The organism is Brevibacillus thermoruber 423 (assembly GCF_000454065.1).
GTDB classification, from domain to species: Bacteria; Bacillota; Bacilli; order Brevibacillales; family Brevibacillaceae; genus Brevibacillus; species Brevibacillus thermoruber.
The window spans coordinates 73,094-98,176 of sequence record NZ_KE695651.1; the positions used below are offsets into that span (position 1 = coordinate 73,094).

The 25,083-nt window shown below is 60.0% G+C and carries 24 protein-coding genes and 1 other RNA gene; 17 read left to right on the plus strand and 8 right to left on the minus strand.

Annotation, left to right across the window (positions count from 1 at the left end; all coding sequences use genetic code 11):
* Positions 1 to 152: 152 nt before the first annotated feature.
* From M516_RS0111765 to M516_RS0111795, 7 genes are all read left to right on the plus strand, one after another.
* Positions 153 to 461 carry a hypothetical protein gene (locus tag M516_RS0111765; RefSeq protein WP_029099289.1) on the plus strand — a complete coding sequence of 103 codons (309 nt, stop codon included), beginning with the start codon at positions 153 to 155 and terminating at the stop codon, positions 459 to 461.
* 106 nt (positions 462 to 567) lie between these two features.
* Complete coding sequence (locus tag M516_RS0111770; RefSeq protein ID WP_035289643.1) at positions 568 to 1,254, plus strand: DUF5819 family protein; 687 nt, start codon at positions 568 to 570, stop codon at positions 1,252 to 1,254.
* 21 nt (positions 1,255 to 1,275) lie between these two features.
* On the plus strand, positions 1,276 to 2,673 hold the full coding sequence (locus tag M516_RS0111775; RefSeq protein WP_029099291.1) for a DCC1-like thiol-disulfide oxidoreductase family protein: 1,398 nt from the start codon (positions 1,276 to 1,278) through the stop codon (positions 2,671 to 2,673).
* 65 nt (positions 2,674 to 2,738) lie between these two features.
* Positions 2,739 to 4,022, plus strand: coding sequence for a transglutaminase-like domain-containing protein (locus M516_RS0111780; RefSeq protein WP_029099292.1), 1,284 nt, complete (start codon positions 2,739 to 2,741; stop codon positions 4,020 to 4,022).
* A gap of 18 nt (positions 4,023 to 4,040) precedes the next feature.
* Positions 4,041 to 4,577, plus strand: coding sequence for a hypothetical protein (locus M516_RS0111785; RefSeq protein WP_029099293.1), 537 nt, complete (start codon positions 4,041 to 4,043; stop codon positions 4,575 to 4,577).
* 176 nt (positions 4,578 to 4,753) lie between these two features.
* Positions 4,754 to 5,557 (plus strand): ABC transporter ATP-binding protein, encoded by an 804-nt coding sequence (locus tag M516_RS0111790; RefSeq protein ID WP_370512094.1) that lies wholly within the window; start codon positions 4,754 to 4,756, stop codon positions 5,555 to 5,557.
* Between the two features lie 89 nt (positions 5,558 to 5,646).
* Entirely contained in the window at positions 5,647 to 6,339 is a 693-nt protein-coding gene (locus M516_RS0111795) for an MBL fold metallo-hydrolase (RefSeq protein ID WP_029099295.1), read from the plus strand.
* A 27-nt stretch (positions 6,340 to 6,366) separates the two neighbouring features.
* On the opposite strand, the gene M516_RS0111800 is transcribed toward M516_RS0111795, so the two are convergent.
* The 3 genes from M516_RS0111800 to M516_RS0111810 form a co-directional block, all read right to left on the minus strand.
* The gene (locus M516_RS0111800) at positions 6,367 to 7,053 is read right to left on the minus strand and encodes a tetratricopeptide repeat protein (RefSeq protein ID WP_029099296.1); all 687 of its coding nucleotides are present in this window, start codon (positions 7,051 to 7,053) and stop codon (positions 6,367 to 6,369) included.
* Positions 7,054 to 7,089: 36 nt separating this feature from the next.
* Positions 7,090 to 9,072 (minus strand): beta-propeller domain-containing protein, encoded by a 1,983-nt coding sequence (locus M516_RS23370; protein WP_051188203.1) that lies wholly within the window; start codon positions 9,070 to 9,072, stop codon positions 7,090 to 7,092.
* Positions 9,073 to 9,183: 111 nt separating this feature from the next.
* Positions 9,184 to 11,118: an LTA synthase family protein gene (locus M516_RS0111810; RefSeq protein ID WP_029099297.1), complete on the minus strand. Its 1,935-nt coding sequence runs from the start codon at positions 11,116 to 11,118 to the stop codon at positions 9,184 to 9,186.
* Between the two features lie 284 nt (positions 11,119 to 11,402).
* On the opposite strand from M516_RS0111810, the gene M516_RS0111815 reads away from it, so the two are divergent.
* From M516_RS0111815 to M516_RS0111835, 5 genes are all read left to right on the plus strand, one after another.
* Positions 11,403 to 12,935 (plus strand): fumarate hydratase, encoded by a 1,533-nt coding sequence (locus M516_RS0111815; RefSeq protein ID WP_029099298.1) that lies wholly within the window; start codon positions 11,403 to 11,405, stop codon positions 12,933 to 12,935.
* 300 nt (positions 12,936 to 13,235) lie between these two features.
* Positions 13,236 to 13,520, plus strand: a complete 285-nt coding sequence (locus M516_RS0111820; protein WP_029099299.1) for a LysM peptidoglycan-binding domain-containing protein — start codon at positions 13,236 to 13,238, stop codon at positions 13,518 to 13,520.
* A gap of 133 nt (positions 13,521 to 13,653) precedes the next feature.
* Entirely contained in the window at positions 13,654 to 14,448 is a 795-nt protein-coding gene (locus M516_RS0111825) for a carbon-nitrogen family hydrolase (protein ID WP_029099300.1), read from the plus strand.
* A 179-nt stretch (positions 14,449 to 14,627) separates the two neighbouring features.
* Positions 14,628 to 14,816 (plus strand): hypothetical protein, encoded by a 189-nt coding sequence (locus tag M516_RS0111830; protein WP_029099301.1) that lies wholly within the window; start codon positions 14,628 to 14,630, stop codon positions 14,814 to 14,816.
* A gap of 387 nt (positions 14,817 to 15,203) precedes the next feature.
* Entirely contained in the window at positions 15,204 to 15,710 is a 507-nt protein-coding gene (locus M516_RS0111835; protein WP_029099302.1) for a hypothetical protein, read from the plus strand.
* Positions 15,711 to 15,813: 103 nt separating this feature from the next.
* Here the strand turns inward: M516_RS0111835 and M516_RS0111840 are convergent, their stop codons facing one another.
* Both M516_RS0111840 and yfkAB read right to left on the minus strand, forming a co-directional pair.
* Positions 15,814 to 16,068 (minus strand): alpha/beta-type small acid-soluble spore protein, encoded by a 255-nt coding sequence (locus tag M516_RS0111840; protein WP_029099303.1) that lies wholly within the window; start codon positions 16,066 to 16,068, stop codon positions 15,814 to 15,816.
* Positions 16,069 to 16,099: 31 nt separating this feature from the next.
* Complete coding sequence (gene yfkAB / locus M516_RS0111845) at positions 16,100 to 17,215, minus strand: radical SAM/CxCxxxxC motif protein YfkAB (RefSeq protein WP_029099304.1); 1,116 nt, start codon at positions 17,213 to 17,215, stop codon at positions 16,100 to 16,102.
* 78 nt (positions 17,216 to 17,293) lie between these two features.
* Between yfkAB and M516_RS0111850 the strand changes: the two genes are divergently transcribed.
* Positions 17,294 to 17,974 carry a DUF1385 domain-containing protein gene (locus M516_RS0111850; RefSeq protein ID WP_029099305.1) on the plus strand — a complete coding sequence of 227 codons (681 nt, stop codon included), beginning with the start codon at positions 17,294 to 17,296 and terminating at the stop codon, positions 17,972 to 17,974.
* 114 nt (positions 17,975 to 18,088) lie between these two features.
* Here the strand turns inward: M516_RS0111850 and M516_RS0111855 are convergent, their stop codons facing one another.
* On the minus strand, positions 18,089 to 18,619 hold the full coding sequence (locus tag M516_RS0111855; RefSeq protein WP_029099306.1) for a gamma carbonic anhydrase: 531 nt from the start codon (positions 18,617 to 18,619) through the stop codon (positions 18,089 to 18,091).
* A gap of 14 nt (positions 18,620 to 18,633) precedes the next feature.
* Positions 18,634 to 18,942: an iron-sulfur cluster biosynthesis family protein gene (locus M516_RS0111860; RefSeq protein WP_029099307.1), complete on the minus strand. Its 309-nt coding sequence runs from the start codon at positions 18,940 to 18,942 to the stop codon at positions 18,634 to 18,636.
* Positions 18,943 to 19,076: 134 nt separating this feature from the next.
* Here M516_RS0111860 and rnpB point away from each other — a divergent pair.
* Together rnpB and M516_RS0111865 are read left to right on the plus strand one after the other, a co-directional pair.
* Positions 19,077 to 19,464: RNase P RNA component class B (gene rnpB / locus M516_RS24785), an RNA gene on the plus strand.
* A gap of 420 nt (positions 19,465 to 19,884) precedes the next feature.
* Positions 19,885 to 20,472, plus strand: coding sequence for a hypothetical protein (locus M516_RS0111865; protein WP_029099308.1), 588 nt, complete (start codon positions 19,885 to 19,887; stop codon positions 20,470 to 20,472).
* Between the two features lie 27 nt (positions 20,473 to 20,499).
* Here the strand turns inward: M516_RS0111865 and asnB are convergent, their stop codons facing one another.
* A complete protein-coding gene (gene asnB, locus M516_RS0111870) occupies positions 20,500 to 22,347 on the minus strand; it encodes an asparagine synthase (glutamine-hydrolyzing) (RefSeq protein WP_029099309.1) in 1,848 nt (615 codons plus the stop codon).
* 138 nt (positions 22,348 to 22,485) lie between these two features.
* Here asnB and M516_RS0111875 point away from each other — a divergent pair, with 138 nt between their 5' ends.
* Together M516_RS0111875 and M516_RS0111880 are read left to right on the plus strand one after the other, a co-directional pair.
* The gene (locus tag M516_RS0111875) at positions 22,486 to 24,237 is read left to right on the plus strand and encodes a LytS/YhcK type 5TM receptor domain-containing protein (RefSeq protein ID WP_029099310.1); all 1,752 of its coding nucleotides are present in this window, start codon (positions 22,486 to 22,488) and stop codon (positions 24,235 to 24,237) included.
* Positions 24,237 to 24,962, plus strand: coding sequence for a LytR/AlgR family response regulator transcription factor (locus M516_RS0111880; RefSeq protein ID WP_029099311.1), 726 nt, complete (start codon positions 24,237 to 24,239; stop codon positions 24,960 to 24,962). The genes M516_RS0111875 and M516_RS0111880 overlap by 1 nt, the downstream gene beginning before the upstream one ends.
* Positions 24,963 to 25,083: the final 121 nt, after the last annotated feature.

The window sequence follows — 25,083 nt, forward strand, 5'->3', positions numbered from 1 at the left end:
TATTTCGCCAATTTCAGGGGAAGGGTGTTTTTCATGTACCTGCTTGAAAAAAGGCTGGCCAGCCCACCCGCCGCTGAAGGGGCAGATGTGAGGAAGTGGAAGGAACACGCATCGATCCCATATGTTTTCAAAAATGAGGAGGTTATCGTTTCGTGAGAAAGGTCGTCACGGTTGCCCTTGCTCTTACTGTTGTTTCCGGCGGCATGCTGTCCGCATCGGTAGGCGCGACTTCCACCAACGTTCAAACCTCTGCCAACTTCGCGTCGATTGAAAAGGCCGGCTCCGTCAAGCCGCAGGTTCTCCCCGCCGTCGGCGTAGCCGCCCTGACCGGCGTAGCCGCAGGTGTCGGGAAATACGTCGGCGAGAAAGCCGCTGCATGGGCGCACAAAAAATACAAGAACAGATGGTCCACCCTGCCTCTGCACGCCAACCAAAACCTGGAAGTTGTGTTTGACAACTAAACCGCAGTTTGCCTGACAAAAGAGAGAGGGGAGCGTCCGCGTGCGGAACTCTCCCTCTCTTTTCCCTTCTCCAATCGAAGCCTGTCTGGAAAGGTGGTCAATTCGCGTGGAACTCGGCAAATGGCAAAAGCGACTGCTTGCGTGTTTTCCCGTGCTGCTGGTTGCCTTGATGCTGTGGCATTTCAGCATGATCCTGCTGCACGTGCTTCCGTTTAACCCGCTGACGAACAAATGGCGCGACATCGTCGACGGCTACACCAATCCGATTTTTTCGCAAAACTGGCACTTGTTTGCTCCCAATCCGGTGAGCCATACCAACACGATCTACATACAGGCGAAAGTGAAGGACGCCAGCGGCAGGCTGGTGGAAAGCGACTGGGTCGACATCACGACCCCGCTGATCACTGCCAACTGGGAACATCGCTTTTCGCCCATCAACCGCATCATGCGGTTCGGCGTGGGCGCGTTCACGCAGGCGTTTCATCAGGACGACGTGATCAACCTGTTTGAAGAAAAGAAACAGAAGCGGAACAAGGAAGATCTGAAGCTCCCCAAAGAGGATCTGGAGCTTCTGGATGAATACCGAAAGCAAGGGGTTCACCTGCTGTACCGCTACGGATTTTCGAACGTACCCAAGTACTTTGCCGGCCAGGACGTGGATTCGATTCGACTGCGCGTCCTCATTCGGGCCAGCAAGCCGTTTTCCGAACGCCACAATCCCAACTACCAGCACGAACGGCAGTACGTGGAATTTGACTGGCAACGATACGAACCTGTGGTTCCTTCAATCTGATGGAGAAAGGGGAGTCCGTACATGGGTACCGCCGTGCGCGCCGACAGACGTCTTTGGTTGGATTGGCTGTACCGCGAAGAGTTTTTGATCGGGGCTTCGCTGGCACGAATCGGGTTTGGCCTGATCATCCTGTACATGTACCTGATCCATTACGCGCAGCGCTACCTGCTCTGGTCAGACGCGGGACTGATCGATCACGACACCTACCTGGCCGCTTCCATGAAAGACCACGCGTACTCGCTGTACATGTTCAGTCCCTCGCTGGTCTATTTTGACCTGATCTATCACCTGGGAATTATCGTCACCATCCTCTACCTGATCGGCTGGAAAGGGCGCATCGTCTCGGTGCTGAACTTTATCTTCACCATCTCGCTGATGGACCGCAACGTGCTCATCTCCGACGGCGGCGACAACATCATGCGGCTGGTGCTGTTCTACCTGCTGTTTGCCAACACGACCGCCTACTTTTCCGCAGACGCGGACGCATACTGGCGCCGCCGCCCGCTGGTGGAACACACCATGTGGTACAAGATCAAGGCGGTTCTGCACAACTTCGCCGTGCTGTTCTGCATCATCAACCTGTGCATCATGTACTTGACCTCCGGCCTGTACCAGGTGATGGGGGAGGTCTGGCACAACGGAACGGCGGTGTACTACATCCTGCAGGTGGACGAGTACAGCCACCCGTTTTTCCAAAACCTGATCCTGCAAAACGACTTCCTCATCGTCCTGTCTACGTACGCTTCGGTCATCGTCAAGCTGGCGTTTCCGTTCCTGTTGTTCAACCGCTGCACGAAGTACCTAATCGTCTGCTGCGTGATCGGCTTTCACACCGGCATCGCCGTGGTCATGGGGCTGGTCACCTTCTCGCTGATCATGTGCATGATCGACTTCCTGCTGATCACCGACCAGGAGTACCTGCGCATCCACAACGGCCTGGCCCGGCTGTGGCGCCGCGTCCGTCTGGCGCTTCGGACCCGCACCCGCCGGATCGGGCGCATGGAGCCGGTACGGGCCCAGCGGGTGATGGTGTTTTACGACGGCTGGTGCCCGATGTGCCAAGCCTCGGTCCGGACGTTGAAGAAGCTCGACTGGTTCGGACTGCTTCGCTTCGTCTCATTCCGGGAGCCGGGCGTCTGCGACGTATACGGCCTGGACCCGCAAAAGGCGGAACAGCGAATGCACAGCAGGCGGGTGAACGACGCCGTCATGCGCGACGGCATCCACGCCTTCATCCAGATCAGCAAGCGGCTTGTGCCCCTGTGGCCGATCAGCCCGCTCTTGTGCCTGGCCAACCTGCTCGGCGTCGGCCAAAAGGCGTACGATTTCGTCGCTTCCCGGCGGACGATCCTTCCCGCCGGCGGCTGCGATGACGCGTGCTATCTGCCGCAAGCGCGCCCGGCCAAGCAGGACGCGTAAGACAAGCCGTGATACTGCCTCGTTCGCAAACGGCAGGAGCGCAGCAGGAGAAAAGGAGGGCTTTTATGGAACAGCGGTATCAGCTCGTGTACAAGAAAACAAAAACGTATCGCGTCGACTACACGTACGACAATCGGCAGCGTTCGCAGGTGGACTTGTGGCTGGCCCTGCCCGCACCCAGTATGACGCAGCGCAGCATCCGCATCCTGTCGCAGACGACTCCGCGGGAAACGGCTCTGCTGCCGACCGGAAACCCGCTCGCCTACTACGAAGTGGGAACCGGGCAGCGGGTCGTGCTCTCGTTTTCCTTTGACGCGTACGAGACCAGGCTTGTTCCCGCAAAAACGGCGGAGGACCAGACGGACGGCGAAACGGCCGGGGCGGCGGTGCTGACGGATGAGGAGCGGCAGTTCTACCTGCGCTCCACGCCGCTCGTGCCGGTGAACGAAGACATTCGCGACGAAGCGCTGCGCATCGTCGGCGACGCCCGCGAGCCGATCGAACAGGCGCGCAGACTGTTTGACCACATCGTCGCCCACTACCGCTATCACTGGCCGCCGACGGAACGGGGCGCGCTGGCGATGCGCTGCCACAAAAAAGGGGACTGCGGCGAGTTTTCCTTTTTGTTTGCAGCCTATTGCCGGGCGTTGGGCATTCCCTGCCGGACGGTGATCGGCGCCTGGGCGGCAGGCAAGTTCCAGGCGCATGCGTGGAACGAGTTTTTCGTCGACGGGGTCGGCTGGATTCCGGTCGATGCCAGTGTAGCCGCCGCGATGAAATATCCGCTGAAGCAGCTCGCGTTCGTCACCCGCTACGGGACGAGAAGCTCAGGCCGCCGCTATTTCGGCAGCCTGGAGGGCAAGCGGGTCATCTTCAGCTTCGACAGCAGCCTTCCGCTGATCCCCGCCTACCCGGACGACGCCCAGCCGCCCGTCCCCGCGGGCTACCAGTCGTTCATGGTCGGGGGAGAAATGCTGGCCTGGGGCTACCGCTCCCAGCAGGGGACCGCGCCCTACCTGCAGCCGGCATATGTCCGCTTTGCCGGCAAGCCCGAGCCGGCCAGCGTGTCGGATTACATGGGGACCTGGCAGGTGAGCGAAACCGCGTTCGGGTCCGCCGCATCGCTGTGGATCAAGCGGATGTCGTTTGCGCTGTTTTTTCTCTGTTTGTTTTCCTACCACGGACTGTCGCTGTTTCACATGCGGCTGGAGTGGCTCAATACCCTCAGCACCGCCTTCTTTACCCTGCTGCTGCTGACGCTGATCCTGCGGCGGGAAGCGTATTGGGTGACGTATCTGTTTGCTGTCCTGATGGCGTTGAGTCTGTTTGCAAGCCTTCAACTTTTCTAACCCAGGGAGGGCGTCGTGATGAAAATGTCGTGCAGTTTGATGAAGCAGCAGTGGAACCGCGAAGGGAAGATGGCCTGGGGCAAATGGATTCAGTATTCGCTCTTGGGGGTTGTCCTCAGTTCCCTGCTGTTTACCTTGTGCGTGCTGGCGTTCCGAACGGTCGAGCCCGCCCTGAAGCCGCTGCTGGTGTCGCTGTGGCAGGCCGCCTCGCTTCCGCCCGAGCAAACCGGTCAACTGGTGATGACCCTGCTCAATGTGCTGTGCCATTTCGTGACGTTCAGTCTCATCGTTCACCTGTCGGGAAAAAAGGTGAAGCAGGCGCCGTTCAAGGTTGGGACCGCCGCATGCGTGACCACCTGGCTGGTTCCCTGGCTGTTTTACACGGCCGAGCTTTTGAACGGCACCGGATTCGTCACCAGTTTTCTGGAAGTGGTGGAGATGCTGCTCTACGCCTTTACGCTCTTTTTGGCAGTTTATCTGCCCTACGAACGGTTTATCAAGGAAGCGCCGCAGGGACCGGAGCACACCCGCCTGGAAAACAGCGGACTGGTCTGAGAAGCCGGCAGCCGCCAGAAACAGCCATCCCGCAGCCCTCATTGCCGGGAGGGCTGTTTTGCCTTTCCCGGATGGCAGCCGTTCCCTGCACCCGGCGGAAAGAAATCCGTGCCATTCCGCTCGGCTCCTAGTATACTCATAATAGTCGCAATTTTTCGCAGAAGGAGTGGAGAGAGATGAACGAACAACTGGCCATCGAACTGCGGGACGTTTCCTGGCAGCGAGAGGACCGGTATATCCTGCGCGGGATTGATTGGCAGGTGAAACAGGGGGAGCACTGGTGTCTGGTGGGGCAGAACGGCTCCGGCAAGACCAGCCTGCTCAACATCATCTGCGGCTACGTCTGGCCGACGACGGGGCAGGTTTCTGTAATGGGCCAGCGGTACGGCACGGTGGACCTCCGCGAGGTGCGAAAATCCATCGGCTGGGTCAGCTCCGCGCTGATGGCCCGACTGCACGAACACGAGACGGCACAGCGGGTCGTCCTCAGCGGGAGGGAGGCGACCATCGGGTTGTACACCGCGCCGGAGGAGGAAGATCTGCAAAAAGCGGCGGAGCTGCTGGAGATGTTTGGCTGTGCATCGCTCATCCACAGCCCGTACCGGACGCTCTCCCAGGGAGAACGGCAAAAGGTGCTGATCGCGCGGGCGCTGATGGCATCGCCGCGCCTCCTGATTCTGGATGAGCCGTGTACCGGTCTCGACCTGCTGGCGCGGGAACAACTGCTGGAGATGATCGACCGGATCGCCCGCCAGCCGGACGGTCCCACGCTCTTGTACGTCACCCATCACATCGAAGAGATTCTGCCGTGCTTCACGCATGCCCTGCTGCTGAAAAACGGCGAAGTGGATCGGGCGGGGCGCACGGTTGACGTCTTGACGGAAGCCGAACTGAGCCGCTTCTTCGGGGTGCCGATCGCGATTCGGCAGGTACAGGGGAGAACCTGGGTCAGCCTGGCGGAGCCGGCGTCCGCCCGTTAGCCGCTTTTTCAGCCGCATGCCTCTCCGCATTCGTGTATAATACGAGGTAGAATGAAATACATTTTCGGAAGGAGAGGAGAGATGGAGGCTTGACCAATGTTACCGCGCTGATTGCCGAATCCACCTGGGCGATTCTCACCTATGAAGAAGCTTGGAAAAGCTACATCAACAGCTACGTCATCGCCAAAAACGACGCGTTCGTGCTGATTGACTCCCATCTGCGCAAGCACCGCCCCTATTTTCAGCAGGCGCTTGCGGAGATTGGAGTCAAGCCGGAGCGGATCGGTTACGTGTACTTCACGCACCGACACGCTGACCACATCGGTAACGCCGACCTGTTCCCCTCCCGTCACAATTGGATTCACCTGGACGACTACTACGAGTTGGACGATTTTTCCCAAACCTTGTTCGGACATACGTTTACCGGTTCCGGTGGGGACCTGCCGCTTCTGCAATTCCGCCATCTTCCGTTTCATACCGAAGGCTCCGTCGCTTTTTTTGACCCCGATACCAAAGTCTGTTTTGTCGGCGATCACCTCAGCTTTTTTGCCAGGCCGGCGGAACGGGTGGTCGACTACGGGGCGGAACTGCGGGAATCGTGGCGGCAGTTTCTCCTTCGCTGGAAAGAGCAGGAGCCCGAGAAGGCGGCCGGCATGGCGGAAGGCCTGGAAATGCTGCTCGGCTGGCCGATTGAGCGGCTCGCCACCGGTCACGGCACCGTTCTTTCGGGGGACATCGCTCCGTTTCTGCAGGAACTGATTGCGTTGGCCCGCCAGCCGTAAAGCGCCTTCAAGCGCAAGACAAAAGCCTCACCCGGCTTGGGTAGAGGCTTTTGTCCATTCTTGCAACCGCTTTTCCAGCTCGGCCCGGTTCAGGCAGAGCGAGACGCCGGCATGCGTCATCAACTGGTGCACGTGGGTGATGGCCCGCTCGTAGTTGCCTTTGGCCGCTTCGATTTCGGCCAGGCAAAACAGCTTCCAGTCGCGTGCCGAACGCCTGCCGTCGATCAGGCGGAAGGCTTCCAGCGCGCTGTCGATCTCGCCCAGCCGGGCGTGGGAGCAGGCGATCACGCCGAGCGAGTCGGTCATGCCGTGGTCGCGCTGATAGACGCGAAACGCGATTTCCAGGGCCTCGCTGTACCGCCCGAGGCTGAAGTAGACGAAGGCCAGATTGTAAAACAGGTAGTGGATCAACGCCTGGTTAAACAGGGACGGCTGTTCCTTGCAGACGTTCAGCCCCTGCACGATGTACTTTTCCGCCAGTTCGTAATTGCCGGCCATGATCTCGTGGGTCGATTTGTCCAGCATCGCCACGGAACGGGAGCGGTTTCGCCGATAGGAGGCGTCCAGCCAGCGCATCCGCTTTTCCGGATGGCGCTTGTACAGATTGCCGATGTATTGAAAGCGAAACGGCCAGTGGAGCCTGAGGAAGGCCACGAGCAGCACGGCCGCCACGCCAGACAGTGTCGAAGTCACGTTCAAGTCAAAGTATTCCAAGCGGTTGACACCCTTTCTCTCTGCTGCATCTCCTCTTCATCTTAGCACAGATCCCGCGGTCGTGACAGATGTTTGTGGCGATTGGAAAAGGGGAAGGCCGCCGAGCTTCTGCATCGTGGAGAGGTCGTGGGCCTCGACGGCAGCCCGGGATACGGTGTACAGCGTATCGCCGATCAAGAGGATGCGCTGCACGTTTTTCTCGCTCTCGTACCAGTCGTCGCCGGCCTGCTTGTAATCCGCTGCGCTCAGGTGGGTGATCCTGCCGCGAAGCGTAAAGCCGTGCTGCAGATCCAGCCGGTAGACGTACGCCCCCTGGAAAGCAAACCGCCCGTACTCGCGGACATCGCCGGCTGTCTTCTGCGCGTCCGTCAGCTCCCGCACCGTAACCGGGAAGGCGAGCAGGTGCTTCTCCGGGGAGAAGAGCAGGACCTTGTGGTTGGACAGCAGTTCCGACTCCGTGCCGCGATCGCCGATCACCGTCTTGAACGTCTCTTTCGGGTTGTTCACGTCCGTGACGTCGAATAGCGCCACTTTCATCCCCTGGTAGAAGGCCCATTCCTTGTCAGCGACCGCATCCTTGCCGAAGCCGATGATGTGGTGTTCGTCGTAGGGGTGCAGGTAGTCGCTGTAGCCGGGGATTTTCAGCGCGCCCAAAACAGCGGGAGCGCTGGGCTTCTTCAGGTCGATGACGAACAGCGGGTCCACTTTTTGAAACGTGACCATGTACGCCCGATCGCCCATGAAGCGGACCGAGTAGATGCGTTCCCCCGGCGCGATGCCTTCCAGCCTGCCCGTGACGTTCAACCGGTCGTCCAGCACGTACAGGTTGTTTTTCGAGATGCCTTCGTCCGTGCGCCAGACATCGCCGCTGGTGGTGGCGATCCGCAGGTACTTGCCGTGTTCGTCCATGGAGAACTGGTTGAGGATGCGGCCGGGAACCGAACCTTTGCCGGTAAAGGACAGCGCGCCGTCTTTCAGCGCAAACCGGTACACGGCCGTCCTCGCGTTGTCGGGCGGCAGCGGTTGGGGCAGGAGCGCCCGCTCGAACGGTTTGACGTCCCGGGCAGGAGCCGGCTGCTCGGTGACGGCGACGTACAGATTGCCGGGAGTGGCGTAGATGTTTTCGCCCGCGCCCAGATAGGCGTGCACCGACATGGGCTGGCGGGGATCGTCCAGGTTGACGCCCGCTGCCAGCAGGTAATCCGGTTGGATCGCCTCCGGGAAATAGCGGATATCCTGATAGGGGACGGTTCGGTAGCCGTCACCCCGGACGCTGTCGCGATAGACCGGTCCCGGCGCTTCTTCCTTCTGTTCCAGGATGAGGTAGGGATCGATCCATTTGTTGGCGGTCAGGTAGAGGCTGGAGCCGATTTTGCGGGAGGAGAGGTACTGGCCGTCCAGTTCCAGCCGCCGCGTCAGCTTCGGATGCTGCTTGTCCCCGATGTCGTACACCAGCGTCTGCACCGTCACCGGCACGTGAGCGGCGAGGCGGGAATCGCCGCGCAGCGCGGGAGCGTTCGAGTGGCCGATCACGATCAGCCGCTTCTCGTCCACATAGATTTCGAGCGGGTCGAACTGGCCGTCCTCGTACGTCAGACGGCTCATCAGCTTCATGTGGCTCGCGGGAGCGGCCCGGATGATCCGCACGTCGTCCGATGTCGCCTGATACAGATAGGTGCCGTCCGTCTTGACCACGTCCGCTTCGTCGACGCCCTGCACCTGGACGTTGGTCGTGGAATAGGCGGCGTTCCTGCCGGTGCTGCCGCCCGCGACGGGAGGGGCCGCGGACGCCGCGCTCTGTGTTTCCATGGCCAAGTCTCTGGTGGGGTAGAGGTAGGCGCGCTGCTGCCAATTGGTTTTCAGCAGCTTCTTCAGATGGTCGTACGAACCGACGACCGGCAGCTCGTCTGTGCCGGCGGCGGCCGCCTCTTCGTCGCCGATCCCGACGGCGGCGACAAAAGCAGGCACGGCCGCAAACAGGAGGGCGCCGGCCAAGAACCACGCGATGGGTTTTTTCATGCAGATCCCCCTTTCGATACTCATAAGACGGCAGCTCGACGAAAATGTTTCAGCGCCGTCCGAAGACGGCAAAAAACCCGGCAGGCGTGCCGGGTTTGCACGTGTGCCGGGTTATTGCGGAGGATTTCTGTCGGTGACCGCCGCCGTGCCGTTCTGCAAAGCGGGGATCAGGTTGCTCTCCAGGATCAAATCGGAGATGCGCAGCCGGTTTTGCGCCGCCAGCGTGGCTTCCTGCGCCCCTTGTCCGTCGACCGTTTTGCCGCTGGTTCTGTCCAGATACTGGCCCTCCTCCCACAGGCCGTTCTGGACCAGAAACACCCGGTTCTGCGTCACGTAGGAGCCGTCCCGGAAGACCACCTGCTTGTTGCTGCCGGAGGGAACATCGAAGAGTCGCTGTCCCATGAAGTAATGGCCTTCCTGGGGAACGCCCAACAGGTACAGGAGCGAAGGGGTCAAATCCAGATGGCCGGCAACCTGTTCATCGACGGTCCCGTTTTTCTTGCCCAAGGCGGAGCTGTAAATCACCAGAGGCACCTTGTCGTACTGCTTGTCGTACTGCGGCCGGATGCCGATGCGCGCCAGTTCCGCGTCGGGCAGACCGGCGTCGTGGTCGCCGTACACGGCCAGCACGGAGGAGTCGTACAGTCCGCTTTTTTTCAGCGATTCGATAAATTCGCCGAGCGCCTGATCCGCATAGTGCACGGAATGCAGGTAATCCCCCATCATCGTTCCTTCCAGCTCGCCCAACTGAAGCGTTTTGTAGGCGGCCGGCACTTCGTTGAACGGATGGTGGTTGGAGAGCGAGATCAGGAAGGCGAAGAACGGCTGCGGCAGTTCCTTCAGCTTTTCGTTCATCTGCTTGAAGAAGTCCCGGTCCGACAAGCCCCAGCCGACCTTTTCGCCATCTTCCAGACTCTCCATGAACATGGACTGTTCGAAACCGAGCTTGCGGTGCATCACCGCGCGGTTCCAAAAGGAGCCGGCGTAGGCGTGCGCCGAAAAGGTGGTGTACCCCTCCCGCTTGAGCGCCTTGGGCAGCGAATCAAACTCGTTTTCGACAAAGTTAAAGTAAATGCTGCCGGGAACCGAAGACGGGTACAGCGACACAAGCGACGTAAATTCGCCGTCGGACGTGCGGCCGTGGTACGTCTGGTCGTAGTAGTTGGGATAGTAGACGCCTTCGCGGACTAGCTTGTTCAGATTGGGCGTCACTTCCTGACCGTTTACCTTCAGATTCACGACAAACGCCTGCAGCGATTCTTCCTGGATGACGATCAGGTTTTGCCCCTTCGCCTTTCCGAACAGCGGGCCGGGCTGCCATTTGCCGTTTTCGGCGGCAAACCATGTCTTCACGTCGTTGATCTCTTCGGGTGTGGCCTTTCGGTTCTTCAGGGCGCGGTTCACGTATTGATAGATGTCAAACAGGTGATAGTGGTAAATGCCCAATTCCTGCAGGACCGCCTTGTTGGAATAGCGGGAGTCCAGCAGGGAAGGCACCTTCGCCAGCGTCCGCTCGATGTTGAAGGTGGAACCGAACACCAAGAGAAACACGATCGCCATGGCGAAGATCCGGCTTGCCGTTTTCCAGACCGGTCCGCGATGCGCAGACAGCATCTGCTTCATCTTGAAACGGTACAAGAGGATCAGCAGCGGAATGTCGACAAAATAAAGCAGATACTTCCCGTCCGCCAGCGTCCAGATGCTGCCGCTGATTTCGTTGACCTGCCCGATCTGGCGCAGCAGGCTGATCGACGTGACGTCGTGGAAGTAGCTGTGGTAAATGGAATCGATAAACATCAGCGTGCTCAAAACCAGGTCGACCAGCATCACATACGCAAACCGGAAGGCAAACGGAAACGCGTTGCGGCAGATCAACAGGCTTGCCACGACCAACAGGGAAATGGCGTACACGGTGCCGTCCAGATTCATGTTGACGATGCGGTAAAACAACGGCACTTTCCAGGCAAAGATGGCGACGAGCAGGATGAAGTCGATCTTCGCCTGGAGCAAGAAGGTGATGTTTCGTACAAGCTGTTTTCCTTTCATGACCCTACCTCTCCACTCTCTGAACAAACCTTGTCCTCATGTTTAACATATTCTTCCAAAAACGCTGTTCATCCTTTTTTCTAGCGTGAACCCTTTCTGTCGATCATCCCCTCTTGACATGATAATCCCCTTTGCGCCGGTTCACAAGCCAAATAAATTTCCTGGATTTTTCCGAACCGCTCTGCAAGTGCATACATTCTACGGACAGAGGGGAGCGGGTGTGATATAATAAGAGGCGGTTTACGATACCTCGCACACCACTTGGTCAAAAAGGGGCGACATAGATGGAAAAGCTAAAGCAAAGCATTCTGGAACTGATCACGGAGACGTCCACCAATCTGCCGCCGGACGTGCGCCGCGCGATCAACGCCGCGAAAGCGAAAGAAGATATGGGCACCCGTGCCGCTCTGTCTCTGTCCACCATTGCGCATAACATCACGATGGCGGAGGAAAACGTCTCGCCGATCTGCCAGGATACCGGCATGCCAACCTTTGAAATCAAAACGCCGGTCGGCGTCAATCAACTGGTGATCAAAAAGGCGATTCACGAAGCAATTGCCGAAGCGACCAAAACCGGGAAACTGCGTCCCAACTCCGTGGACTCCCTCACCGGTGAAAACAGCGGAAACAACCTGGGACCGGGTACGCCGGTCATTCACTTTGAACAGTGGGAAGAAGACGAGATCGAAGTCAAACTGATCCTCAAGGGGGGCGGCTGCGAAAACAAGAACATCCAGTACTCGCTCCCCTGTGAACTGGAGGGGCTCGGCAAGGCGGGCCGCGACCTGGACGGCATTCGCAAGTGCATCCTGCACGCCGTCTACCAGGCACAAGGACAGGGCTGCAGTGCCGGCTTCATCGGCGTCGGCATCGGCGGCGACCGGACGTCCGGTTACGCGCTGGCCAAACACCAACTGTTCCGCCGCGTCGACGACGTCAACCCCAACCCGACCCTGGCCGAACTGGAGAATTACATCATGGAAGCGGCCAACCAACTGGGGATCGGGACGATGGGCTTCGGCGGCAATTCCACGCTCCTCGGCTGCAAAATCGGCGTGGAAAACCGCCTGCCGGCCAGCTTCTTCGTCTCCGTTGCCTACAACTGCTGGGCGTTCCGCCGTCAGGGCGTGCGCCTCAACGCGGAGACGGGCGAGATCATCCGCTACCTGTACAAGGATGAAGAAGTCCCCATGGACATGACGCCGGCCGCCATCGAGCAGCCAGCCGGCGAACGCCGCGAAGTGGTGCTGGAGGCACCGATCACGGAAGAGCAGATCCGCAGCCTGAAAGTGGGCGACGTGGTCATCATCAACGGCCTGATGCACACGGGACGCGACGCCCTGCACAAGTACCTGATGGATCACGACTGCCCGGTCGACTTAAACGGCGGCATCATCTACCACTGCGGTCCGGTGATGCTGAAAGACGAAGCGGGCAAGTGGCACGTGAAGGCAGCCGGTCCGACCACGTCGATTCGCGAGGAGCCGTACCAAGGCGACATCATCAAGAAATTCGGCATCCGCGCCGTCATCGGAAAAGGCGGCATGGGAGCCAAAACGCTGAAGGCGCTGCAGGAACACGGTGCCGTCTACCTCAATGCGATCGGCGGTGCGGCCCAGTACTACGCCGATTGTATTGAAGAAGTGGAAGGCGTCGACTTTATGGAGTTCGGCATTCCGGAAGCGATGTGGCACCTGCGCGTCAAGGGCTTTGCCGCCATCGTCACGATGGATGCGCACGGCAACAGCCTGCACGCTGACGTGGAAAAAAGCTCGAAGGAAAAGCTGGCGCAGTTTGCCGAGCCGGTCTTCAAATAAAAACGGATACACGTACGCAACACCTTTGGTCACCCGCTGCGGGGCCAAAGGTTTTTTTTTCGCCCGTGACAGGGGGCCAGTTCTACGGCGTAATCGTCACTCGCCCCTCGCCGCAAACGTCACCCGCCTCTTGCCGCAAACGTTCGTCCGTCGGGGGTGCCGTGGTTGGGCGGAGCCTGCCACGGCGAATTTCATGGGTGTTTGACCAATCTGGCGAAAATGGGTATTGGTTTATTTCCTCGCTCCGCGGGCGGGCATAGGTTAATAACGAATCAGAACCCCAAAAGGAGTTGGTCATGCGTGAATTATGTAGTCCGACCCGGTGACACGCTCAATTCCATCGCCGCCCGCTTTGGAGTGTCGGTGCAGGAACTGATCCGCGCCAACAACCTCCAGCCTCCGTACTATATCTACATTGGACAGACGCTTTTCATTCCGATCCGCGAGACGCCGACACCGCCGCGTGATGACGTGGACCGCCGCCTGCGCCGCCTGGAGGGACAGGTACGCGATCTGGACCGCCGCGTGGACCGCCTGGAAGTGCGCGTTTCCCGTCTGGAAGGCCGCCCGCGCCCCCGCACGTAAACGACCCGTTCGTCTCCCGAGGAGCTTCCTCGGGATTTTTTTTCGCGCCGGAAGCCTGCGCCACTAGACATTATGCTTGAACTCCAGATAGCGGAAAGCTACGATAAAGACAATACAGATAGGGGGGAAACGCATGAAGTGGAATGTTGCCTTGCTGCAGATGGATATCGCTTTCGGCCGGCCGGACCTGAACGCGGCAACGGTGCGCAGGTTGGTGAATCAATTGGCGGAGGCGGAGCAGCAGCCGGATCTGGTGGTTTTGCCTGAACTGTGGGACACGGGGTACGATCTGACCCGCCTGGACGAGATCGCCGACGACAACGGAGAACGGGCAAAAGCGCTGCTGCGGGAAGCCGCCGTACAGCTGAAGGCCCACGTCATCGGCGGTTCCGTTGCCGAACGCCGGGACGGACGCGTCTACAACACCACGTTTGTGTTTGACCGGGAAGGAAATCTGGCGGGGAGCTATTCCAAAGCCCACCTGTTTCGCCTGATGGACGAAGAAAAGTATCTGGCGGCAGGAGAGAAGCCCGGATTGTACATACTGGACGGACAGACGGCGGGTTCCGTCATCTGTTACGACATCCGCTTTCCGGAGTGGCTGCGCGTCCACGCCCTCAAAGGGGCCAAAGTGATGTGCGTGCCCGCACAGTGGCCCCACCCCCGGCTGGATCACTGGCGCCAACTGCTGATTGCGCGCGCGATCGAAAACCAGATGTACGTCGTCGCCTGCAACCGCGTCGGTGAGGGAGGCGGCAACACCTTCTGCGGCCATTCGATGGTGGTCAATCCGTGGGGGGAAGTGATCGCGGAAGGGATGCAGCAGGAGGAGATCGTTTACGCCGAACTGGACCTCGCGCTGGTGGACGAGGTGCGGGGCCGGATTCCCGTGTTTGCCGATCGGCGTACCGAACTGTACGAGCTGTAGTCCGGCCTTGTCCGGCATCGCGGCTGCGGGCGGCCGGGATGTGACGTGTTCCAAGCAGTCGGACATCTGACCGGCACGCCTGCGGACCAAAAATGGGCGATTGCGACCGCCCCATCCGATTTTCCTTTCGGGCCTATTTGGCATAGGGTGATAAGAGAGGAACAGAAGGAGGTGCGGTCATGTTTCGACTGAACGGCAAATCGGTTCGCCACCATTTTGACGGCGTCTACGGCAAAGTGGTGCAGATTCGCGAGCTGGTGGAAGTGCTCGACCAGATGTTCGATTCCTTCCACAGGGTAAACGACATCAGCCGCTCCATGCTCGGGCCGCGCAAGCCGAGCGCCAAGCAGTTGGATCGTCTGCGCTGAGCGCACAATACGAAAATCACAGGGGAACCGCGACGACCATCAAGCGGTTCCTTTTCCACTTGCAAGAGGGATGGCAGCGAAACAACCGTGCCAGCCGGCAGCACGGCCGGCGGTAAGGGATCGCCGCGCCCGAGCCTGCCACAGAACTTCCAACAGCAGATCGGCGGAACGCAAGCCTCGGAAGCAGCAGCAACCGTCCAAGGACCGGTGCGCATTTTACAGAAACAGGCTGCTCTGCAAGCAACACCGGTCAATGAAACGGCCGCTGGTCCGGGGGCGGAATGCGTGCTTCATGGGATACAACAGTTACGTCCAGTAAAACTTCTGAGAACGAACGGGAACGAATTCGTCTGTGCTGTCGTCAAAGAGTAAAAAAGCTGGGAAGGAGTGAACAGAATAAACAAGAAGATACACTCGCTGTCTCTCGCGTTCGTGTTGGTGGCATCGGTCGGTGCTTATGCGTTCGCATTTCAAGGCGACGGAAACGAGGGCGCAGGCACTTCAGATGCGAACGTGGAGGTGAAAGCCGACAGCAAGCCGCTCAACGACAATCCCGAACCCATTCTGAAAGGGAACGCAGATCAATCGGGCTTGCAAAGCCAGTCCTTCAAAGCCACCAAAAGCAGTGTTCTTGACGAAAACTATTTGGAAGAACAGAACGCGGAAGTGAAGCTGACCGCGTACATGACGTACGAGGAGTTTGTGAAACTTGCGGGAGATGACGCCGTTTCCACTGAAATCGCCAAAGATCGCGTAGTCTTGGCGGTTCAGGTCTATTATCTGAATGGGCTTGAACATCCTCGTTTCGGCCTCATCAAAAACTGCTTGGCCACCGGCATGTATGATGCGGAAACCGGAGAGTATCTCGGCGGTAATTTTACAACAATGAAATGAACGGCCTGCACACGAAAAGGACGGGGAGCGCCCGTCCTTTTTCATGCCGCCGGCCATTTTCCGCGTTTCCCTGGTTCCGCTGCGATTGACATGCGGGCGAGGGTCACGGACGCGACTTCATCCGCTCCATGGCCATCCGCACCAGTTCCTTGACCATGCTGCCGCCCAGTTGACCGCCGATCCGGCCGGCGTCGTGGGCGGTGAGGTGGCCGTTGTAGCCGTTCGTCAGGGGAATGTTCAGCTCTTCCGCCACTTCATACTTGGCCTGCTCAGGTTCGTTCACCCGGGCCGCCTGGGCTTTCAGCCGGTCCAGCCCGTGTTGCGCTTGCGGGACGAGGGGACGTCTGCGCCTGCTCATCCATCATCACCTCTGTCCCTAGTCTGCCCGTTCAGACCAGCGCTTTACGCTGCTTGAAGTTGGTGTCGGGATAGTAGGTGTTGGCAACCAGCAGATTGGGGCCGGCGCAGTTGACCGCCGGGCAGTGACAGTTGATGGTCTGGTTGAGCGGATGCTCCTGCCAGCGCTGAAACATCGTCTGCAGCCGGTCGGTCTGAATGTTGCCGAGCGGCTCCACGTCGCCGAAGTCGGTGACGATCACGTCGCCGGTGAAAATGTTGACGTTCAAGCGGTTCCGGCCGTCGGGGTCGTTGCGCACGGTGACGTTTTTCGCTTCCCGCAGGCGGCGAATCAGATCCCGGTCCGCTTCCAGCGGGCTGCAGGCGAAGAAGGGAAGCGTGCCGAACAGCATCCACACCTCTTCGTTGCGCACGTCCAGGAGCGAGTGAATCGCGCTGCGCAGTTCATCCAGTGTCAGCACCTGCAGATCGCGGGCAAAGTCGCTGGCGTACATCGGATGGACTTCGTGACGGCGGCAGCCCATCTCTTGAATCTGCTTGTGCAGGATGTCCATTTTCTTCCACGTCCGCGTGTTGAGCATCGTCTCCGCAGAGACAAACACGCCGGCCTCCGCCAGTTTCCGCGCATTTTCCCCGATCAGGGCAAATTGCTGCTCCGCCTGTTTGAGTGAAACCGTACGCCCGCTTTTTGCGTAGACAATAGCAAGGAACTCCTCGGGCGTAGACCAGTTCCAGGAGATGTGCATCACGTCTATGTACGGCAGGATCTGTTCGTACCGGGAGAACGGCAGGGTCATGTTGGAGTTGATCTGCGTGCGCAGACCGCGGTCCGCCGCGTAGCGCAGGATCGGCAGAATCACCTCTCGCACGGTCCGTTCGCTGTACATCGGTTCCCCGCCTGTTATACTGAGAGTAAGCAGGTCTTCCGCTTCGTCCAGCCGGCGCAGAATCAGGTCGACGGGCAGAGCGGGATCGTCCTTGTAACGCAGCGTATCGCCGACGGCACAATGCTCGCAGCGGAGATTGCACAGATTGGTCACGGTCAATTCGACGCTGGTCAGCTTGTAAGCGGGCGGCGTCGCGTTGAAAAGCGGCTCCCATGGGTCGTGCCGCGGAGTCAGTGGTGTGGTTGGAACCATGCGGATCATGGTGAGACCTCCTTCAATTACACACGTACATTCATATAATTATACTGACTAGGGAGCGGAAGGAGAATAGCGAACAACATGATAATGGGCATTTCTTTTGGACGCGGCGTCTTTTTTCACGACCGGAACGTGCTGGCCTGCGCAGAAGTGAAGGACGGCGTCATTCACCTCTGGGCGGAAAAAATCACCTTTCGGACCATCGGCAAAATGTGGCTTCGCATTTGTTTTTCCTTCCCCTGGCCGTATCAACTGCTGCATCTGGCGCTCGTCCTGTACGTGATCGCTGCGGCGGCGTTCCCGCGTCTGGCCGTGGTCGATCCGTGGTGGGCGGCCGTGTATGTGGCGGGATTTCACTTCATCTTCCCGCGGGAGCTGAAAAAATTTCACGGCGCGGAGCACAAGGTCTTCAGCTATCAGGGGGAAAAGCGGCTTGAGTCCTGGAAAGAGATTGCCAAGGCCGACATCGTCAATGCCGGCTGCTCCACCAACCTGGTGGTGTGGTTCTTCGCCGGATTTTTGCTGGCGCTGCCGTTTGCGGCGCTGCCCTGGTGCGTGGCGGCGGGCGTCGCGTGCCTGCTGGTCGGCGCGGCAGGAGACCGCCATCTGCGCAGGTACTGCCGCTTGATCTACAGCTTGTCGGCCTTTTTTCAACGTCATGTGACCACAAAAGAACCGGCCCGCCTGCACCTGGAGACAGCCATTCGCTCGTACCGCCTGTTTGAGCATATCCGCAGCAGCGAACAGCAGCGGGCGGCGTGACATGCGGCATGAAAACAATGGCGTGTTCACGAACGCGCCTTTTTTGCGAACAGATGTGGGGCAAGCAGCCCGATCTGCCAATAAAAAAAGCCGCCAAGACGCGGCTTTTGCGACTTACCGGCTGAGCGGCTGTTCCTCCAGCTTCCGGTAGATTTTCCCCTTGTCCACATAAGACTGCCGGATACGGCGCAGCTCGCGGAAATCGTCTTCCGTCAGTTCCCGCTTCACCTTGGCGGGAGAGCCCACCACCAGGGTGCGGGGCGGCACCTTCATTCCCGGCGGAACCAGCGCGCCGGCGGCCACCATCGCTTCTTCGCCCACTTCCGCGCCGTCCATGACGATCGCGCCCATGCCGATCAGGGCACCGCGGCGGATGATGCAGCTGTGCAGCACGACGTTGTGGCCGACCGTCACTTCGTCTTCCAGGATGAGCGGATTGCCGGGGCTTTGATGCAAGGTGCTGTTGTCCTGAACGCTCACCCTGCGGCCGATGACGGTGGGAGCGATGTCGCCGCGGATGACGGTGTTGTACCAGATCGAGGTGTCTTCGCCGATGGTCACATCGCCGGAGATGACCACGCCGCGGGCGATGAATGCGGATTCGTGAATTCGGGGAACGCTATTTTCAAATGGAAGCAGCAGCATGAAAATCCCTCCTGTCAATGAGATAGCGGGCAGCCGGTCTGCGGCGGACGGGAATGCGCGAGGGAAAAACGGCCGGTCACCGGGTCGAAGTCCACGACGATCCCGTTTAGCAGCTCCTTCTCTTCGTCGCGGTAAAACAGACGGATGCCGGTCACGTCGACCGATTTGTCCAAGCGACCCGCCTCCGTGATGGCGATGCTGTACGCAAGACTGCCGCAGCCCGACGTCGTCGCGATGATTTTGATGCCCAGCCGGTCGGCGTCCCGCTCTTCCGCAATCAACGCGGACAGACGGGCGGTAGCGGTCGGGGTAATGGTGATCACGCTCAGCCCTCCTTTGTCCCCCATTGTACTACAGGCGGGTCATGTTAACAATTTGCCACGTTTGCCATTAGATTCGGGTTGACCGATCTTGCGGCATGTGCTAAATTAAATGATACTGATTCGGTAATGGCAAGGAATGCGGGTAGTCGCTGCCGCGGCCGTTTTCGGTCGGCGGTAGAGGAAAGTCCAGGCTCGCCCAGGCTGAGATGCCTGGAGTGTTCGTACCTGGTGCAAACCAGGGCAGTGAGGCTTCGGCTTCGCTGACGGCGCGGAAAGGGTTCTCCCTGAGACCCGAGTACGCTGAAAGTGCCACAGAAACGGAGCTTCCCTGGCGACAGGGGAGATGGAACGCGGTAAACCCTGCGAGCGAGAAACCCAAATTTGGTAGGGGAACCGTCCCGAAGGAAATGAACGGAGGGACGGATGGCGGCCTCGGCTGCCATAGATAGATGACTACCGCTCTTGGTGCGAGGGGAACAGCCCCGCTTGCAGCACGGGAGACACAGAACCTGGCTTACAGCATTCCTTGCTATCACGACGCACGCAAAAACCGTCTGGCTTCCAGACGGTTTTTTTCATTCTCCGCATCCCCCGCATCAGAGAATACCGTGCTGCGGGAACCTCCCGCCCGCATCCGTCCGCGTCCGTGCCTGCCGGTACTGCCGGCCGACAGGAGCGGACGTTCCCGCCCATCCTTTCTCCACCCAGCATATTCGATGAACAGGGCGAATAAAAAACAGTGGATGGGGAAGGCGGCTCACTCTTTGGAAGCGTTCACCTGCTCCCGACGGAATATCCGAAACGCATCCTCCCGGTTCGACAGGCACCCGAGCAGGGGGGAGGACAAGCGGACAGCCTGACGGCTCTTGTCGGAAAAACAGGCGGTCAAACGGGCGTACTAGCACAAGCCCTCCCCCATAGGGTTTAGGAGGAGGTGATTTCTTGGATCACGAACGCTTTTTCCGAAACATGATCGAACAGGCGGAACAGGTGTGGAGCAGGGTGGTGTCCTCTCCGCGCCGCAAGGTTGTCTACACGGTCAACGGCGTCGACTACACCCCCCTTCCGGACCGGTTTAACACTCGACGCAAAATTGCCCGGTATTTTCGTCGGTTTTGGGGGAAACGGCTGACGCGGGTGATGGTGTGCAATCTGAACCTGCGCCTCGTCAAAGGCAAACTGTGTGTGCCGGCAGGGGACGTGCCTCCGCTCCCAACCATGGTCCAATCGCTGCGCATTGTGCGAAATCGCCCCAATCAAAAAGTGATCCGGGCCGTTCTCACCGGTGGCGCCACCCGCGTTCGCATCGATTACCGGTTAGTCCGCACAGGGCCGTCCAGCCCCTTTTCCATCGCCAAACGCACGGCCCGAGAGTTCGATATCCGATACCGCTCCTGTCCGGCGAAGCCAGCGGCAGCTGCCAAGCCAACCATCAAACCAGCGGCCAAGCCAACCATCAAACCGGCCGCCAAACTGGCCGCGAAGCCGACCGCCGTCAGGAAGAAAAGGAAGCTCCTCAAGACCCCGTAAGGCTGGGGTCGAGGAGCTTTTTTCCCGTCAGGACCGGATCGTGACGTGATACGCCCGCATCCACACATCCATTTGAGCCAGGTAGGCAAACAGTTGGGGAGTGCTCATCAACTGGCCGAAAAACGGAACGTCCGAGGCTTTCGCGTCCGCCAGGGCCAGCCGGCGGACCGCTGCCGTGTCAATCAGCCGGTGCAGGGGAGAGGAGGAATCGTCCAGAATCTCCAGGAGCCAGGAGCGGGTCGCTTCCGTGTACGCGGGATTATGCGTCTTCGGATAGGGGCTTTTTTTGCGGTACAGGACGTCGTCGGGCACGATGCCCTCCAGTGCCTTGCGCAGGATGCCCTTTTCGCGGCTGCCCCACATTTTCAGCGACCAGGGGATGTTCCAGACGTATTCCACCAGCCGGTGGTCGCAAAACGGCACACGGGCCTCCAGGCTGGCCGCCATGCTCATCCGGTCCTTGCGATCCAGCAGGGTGTTCATGAACCAGGTGAGGTTTAGGTAAAACATTTCGCGGCGGCGTGCCTCCAGCGGACTTTCGCCGGGCAGATGCGGCACCTCGTCGAGCGTCTCCTCGTACCGCTGCGCCGCGTATTCCTCCGGCTTCACCCACTCCCGCAGTTCGGGCGAAAGCCAGGCGGCCCGCTGTTCGATGGCCCGCGACCAGGGGAACGTGCGGGCGTGGAGCAGCTCTTCGCGGTGGAACCAGGGATAGCCGCCAAACACTTCGTCCGCGCACTCCCCGGACAGGACCACCGTCGTTTCCTTTTTGATCTCGCGGCAAAACAGGTAGAGAGACGCGTCGACGTCCGCCATGCCGGGCAGATCGCGGGCGTACGTGGCGGTGCGCAGGGCATCCACCAGCTCGGGCGTGTCAAACTCGATCGCATGGTGAACGGTGCCAAAGAAAGAGGAGACCCTCTGCACGTACGGGGCGTCGGCGTTGGGCTGGAAGGCGTTCGCCTGGAAGTGGCGATCGTTGTCCACGTAGTCGATGGAATAGGTATGCAGCGGTCCCCGCCCGTCGCGCCGGAACGCCTCGGCCGCGATCGCGGTGATGGCGCTGGAGTCCAGCCCGCCGGAGAGAAGCGTGGCGACCGGGACGTCCGCGACCAACTGCCGCTGGATCGAATCGATCAAGAGCTCCCGGACGGTTTTGGCGGTCCGCTCCGCGTCGTCGGTGTGGGGGCGGCTCTCCACCTGCCAGTATCGCTTGATGGCGAAGCGCTCGCGCGTGACGGTCAGGTGGCAGCCGGGCCGCAGTTCGAAGACGTCGTGAAAGACGCCGTGTCCGGGTGTCCGGGCCGGTCCGAGGGCAAAGATTTCGGCGATCCCTTCCCGGGACAGGACCGGTTCTACAGCCGGATGGGCCAGCAGCGCCTTCAGCTCGGACCCGAACAGAAACGAGCTGCCCCGTCTGGCGTAAAAGAGCGGCTTTACCCCCATGCGGTCGCGGGCCAGAAACAGGGATTGCTCCCGTTCGTTCCAGACCGCGAAGGCAAAGATGCCGTTCAGCTTGCGGACGCACTCGCTGCCCCATTCGATGTAGGAGGCGAGCAGCACTTCCGTATCCGAGTGGGAGTGAAACGCGTGGCCTCTCACCAGCAGTTCCCGGCGAAGATCCTCCGTGTTGTACAGTTCTCCGTTGTATATCAGGGTATAGGCGTGTCCGCCCAGTTCGCGCGTCATCGGTTGATGGCCGCCCGCAGGATCAACGACGCACAGCCGTCGGTGTCCGAATGCGACCCGCGGCGACAGCCAGTACCCCTCGTCGTCAGGTCCCCGTCTGGTCAGCGTCTGTGTCATGGCTTCAATCGTGGCTCTCTCCTGGGAAAGGTCTTTTTCCCAGTCAACCCATCCGGTAATTCCGCACATTATCGATCACCCTTCCCGCATGAAGCGTTGCACATCCAGGGTATGCAGGGCGCCCAGTCGAGTTGTCTGTCCAGCAGGGAAAGCGAAAGAGAAAGCGGAATTGTTAACAGACGGAACGAGTTGCGGAGGGATGGCGCAGTGGAACAGTTGACGCTGTTGTTGATCGAGCGCATGGGGATTCTGCTTACGCTCGCCTTTATTCTGACGCGCATCCCGCTGTTTCGCCAACTGTTGGACCGGGACGTTCACCTCGGGACGTCGATCGCGTATTCGCTGCTGTTTGGCCTGTTCGGGATGGCCGGCACCTATGCGGGCGTGGTGGTGCGAAAGGAGGCGTACCTCCCCGCTTTCTGGATTTTTTCGCTGCAGCCCCATGAAGCGATCGCCAACTCCACCCTGGTGGGCGTGGTGATCGGCGGGCTGTTGGGCGGGCCGCTGGTGGGGCTGGGAGCAGGCTTGATCGCCGGGGCTCATCTGTACAGCCTGGGCGGATTTGCCGCCTGGCCGGCGGGGCTTTCCGTGCCGATCACCGGGCTCTTCGCCGGCTACGTGGCGCGCTTTTTTTCCCAGGAGCGGGTGATCTCCCCCGCCAAGGCGCTGTTTATCGGCATGTTCGCCCCCATCATCCAAATGTCGCTGCTGCTGATTTTCGCCCACCCTCCCGAGCTGGTCCGGACCGTCGTCAACCTGATCGGCATTCCCATGGTGCTGACCAACAGCATCTCCATCGCCATTTTTACCACGATGATCCACGTCGCCCTGAAAGAGGAGGAGCGCTCCGCCGCGACGGAAGCGGAGCGGGCCTTTACCATCGCCGAGCGGATCCTGCCGCATCTCAAGCAGGGCTTGACGCCGCAGACGGCCCAAGCCGCCGCCCAGCTCCTGCTGCGGGAAGCGAAGGCGGCGGCGGTGGCGGTCACCGACCGGGAGCGCCTGCTCGCCCACGTCGGGGCCGGCGCGGATCACCACCTGCCCGGCGAGCCGGTGGGGAGCGATCTGGACCGGCGGGCGATGGTCAGCGGCGGCATCGAGACGGGGCTTACCCGGGAGAGCGTCTCCTGCGAGCGAAAGCACTGTCCGCTGCACGCGGCAGTGGTGGTGCCGATCCGGGAAGGGGACAGCGTGGTCGGGCTGATCAAGCTGTATTTCCGCCGTCCCCAACAGATCGGCAAGGTGCAGGAAGCCCTGGCCAAGGGGCTGGGCAACCTGCTGTCCAACCAGCTCACGCTGACGCTGGCCGAGAAAATGAAGGGGCTGATGAAGGACGCGGAGCTGCGGATGCTGCAGGCGCAAATACAGCCGCACTTTCTGTTCAACACGCTCAATTCCATCGTCACCCTGATCCGGATCAATCCCGATCTGGCGCGGCACATGACGATCCAGCTCGGCGTGTTCATGCGCCTCAACCTGAAGCTGACCGCAAGTCCCCTGGTCACCGTCGGGCAGGAGCTGAACCACCTGAACGCGTATCTGGAGATCATCAACATTCGCTTTGCGGAACAGTTTGTCGTCCGCTGCGAGGCGGACGCCGGCGTCGAAGAAGCGCTGATCCCGCCGGGGACGCTGCAGCCGCTGGTGGAGAACAGCATCCATCACGGCCTGCGGGGCAAGCCCAACGGCGGGGAGATCGAGGTGAGCGTGAAGCGGGACGGAGGACGGGTGGCCGTGGTCATCGAAGACAACGGCGCGGGCATCCCCGCGTCCATCCTGGACAAGCTGGGCGCGATGCCGCTGGAGAGCCGCGACGGAAACGGGATCGGCGTCTACAACGTCAACCAGCGGCTGGTCAGCCTGCTCGGCCCGTCCGCCCGTCTGCGCTTCGCCAACAAACCGGAGGGCGGCTGCCGGATCACCTTTTTCATACCTCACAGAGGAGGAGAGGATGCCTGATGCGCATTCGCGTCATGATTGCCGAAGACGAACACCTGGCCCGGGAAGAGCTGGCCTACCTGCTGCAGCAGGAAAGCGACGTGGAACTCCTGCCCTGTGCCGCCAACGGCAGGGAACTGCTGCGCCTGGTGGAGGAGCACAACCCCGACGTGGTGTTTCTGGACATCAAAATGCCGGAACTGGAGGGGGACCAGGCGGCGCGCATGCTGGCGGCGCGCAAGGATCGGCCGCTGCTGGTCTTCTCAACCGCCCATGAGGACTACGCGGTGGAAGCGTTCAAGCTGAATGCCGTCGATTACCTGCTGAAGCCGACGGAACCCCACCGCCTGCGGGAAACGCTGCAGCGCGTGCGCAAGCGGCTCGCCGAAACGCCTGTGCCTCACGCGGGAAAAGTCTCCAAGCTGATCGTGGAAGAGAACAACCGGCTGGTGGTGATCGACCCGGCCGCCGTCATGTACGCCGTCCGGGACGACCGGGTGGTGCAGATCTGCACGGAGACGGAGGTGTACACCACCCGAATGACCCTGCAGCAGTTGGAGGAGAAGCTTCAAGCCCATTCCTTTTTCCGCACGCACAAGAGCTACCTGGTCAACCTGCAGTACGTCAGCGAGCTGGAACCGTGGTTCAACGGGGCGTACAACCTGATTCTGAAAGGGCCGAAAAAAGTGCGCGTACCCGTCTCCCGCACGGCTGCCAAAGACCTGCTGAAGCGGCTAGAAGGGTAAATGTTTCCCTGCGCTGATTCCTCGTTTTGTGCATGTGGCGCACGGGATTGTGCAGGATGCGCAAAAATGTACGCAATATTGGAATTGTTTTGTAAACTAAAGGAAGCGCTTACAATCCAGT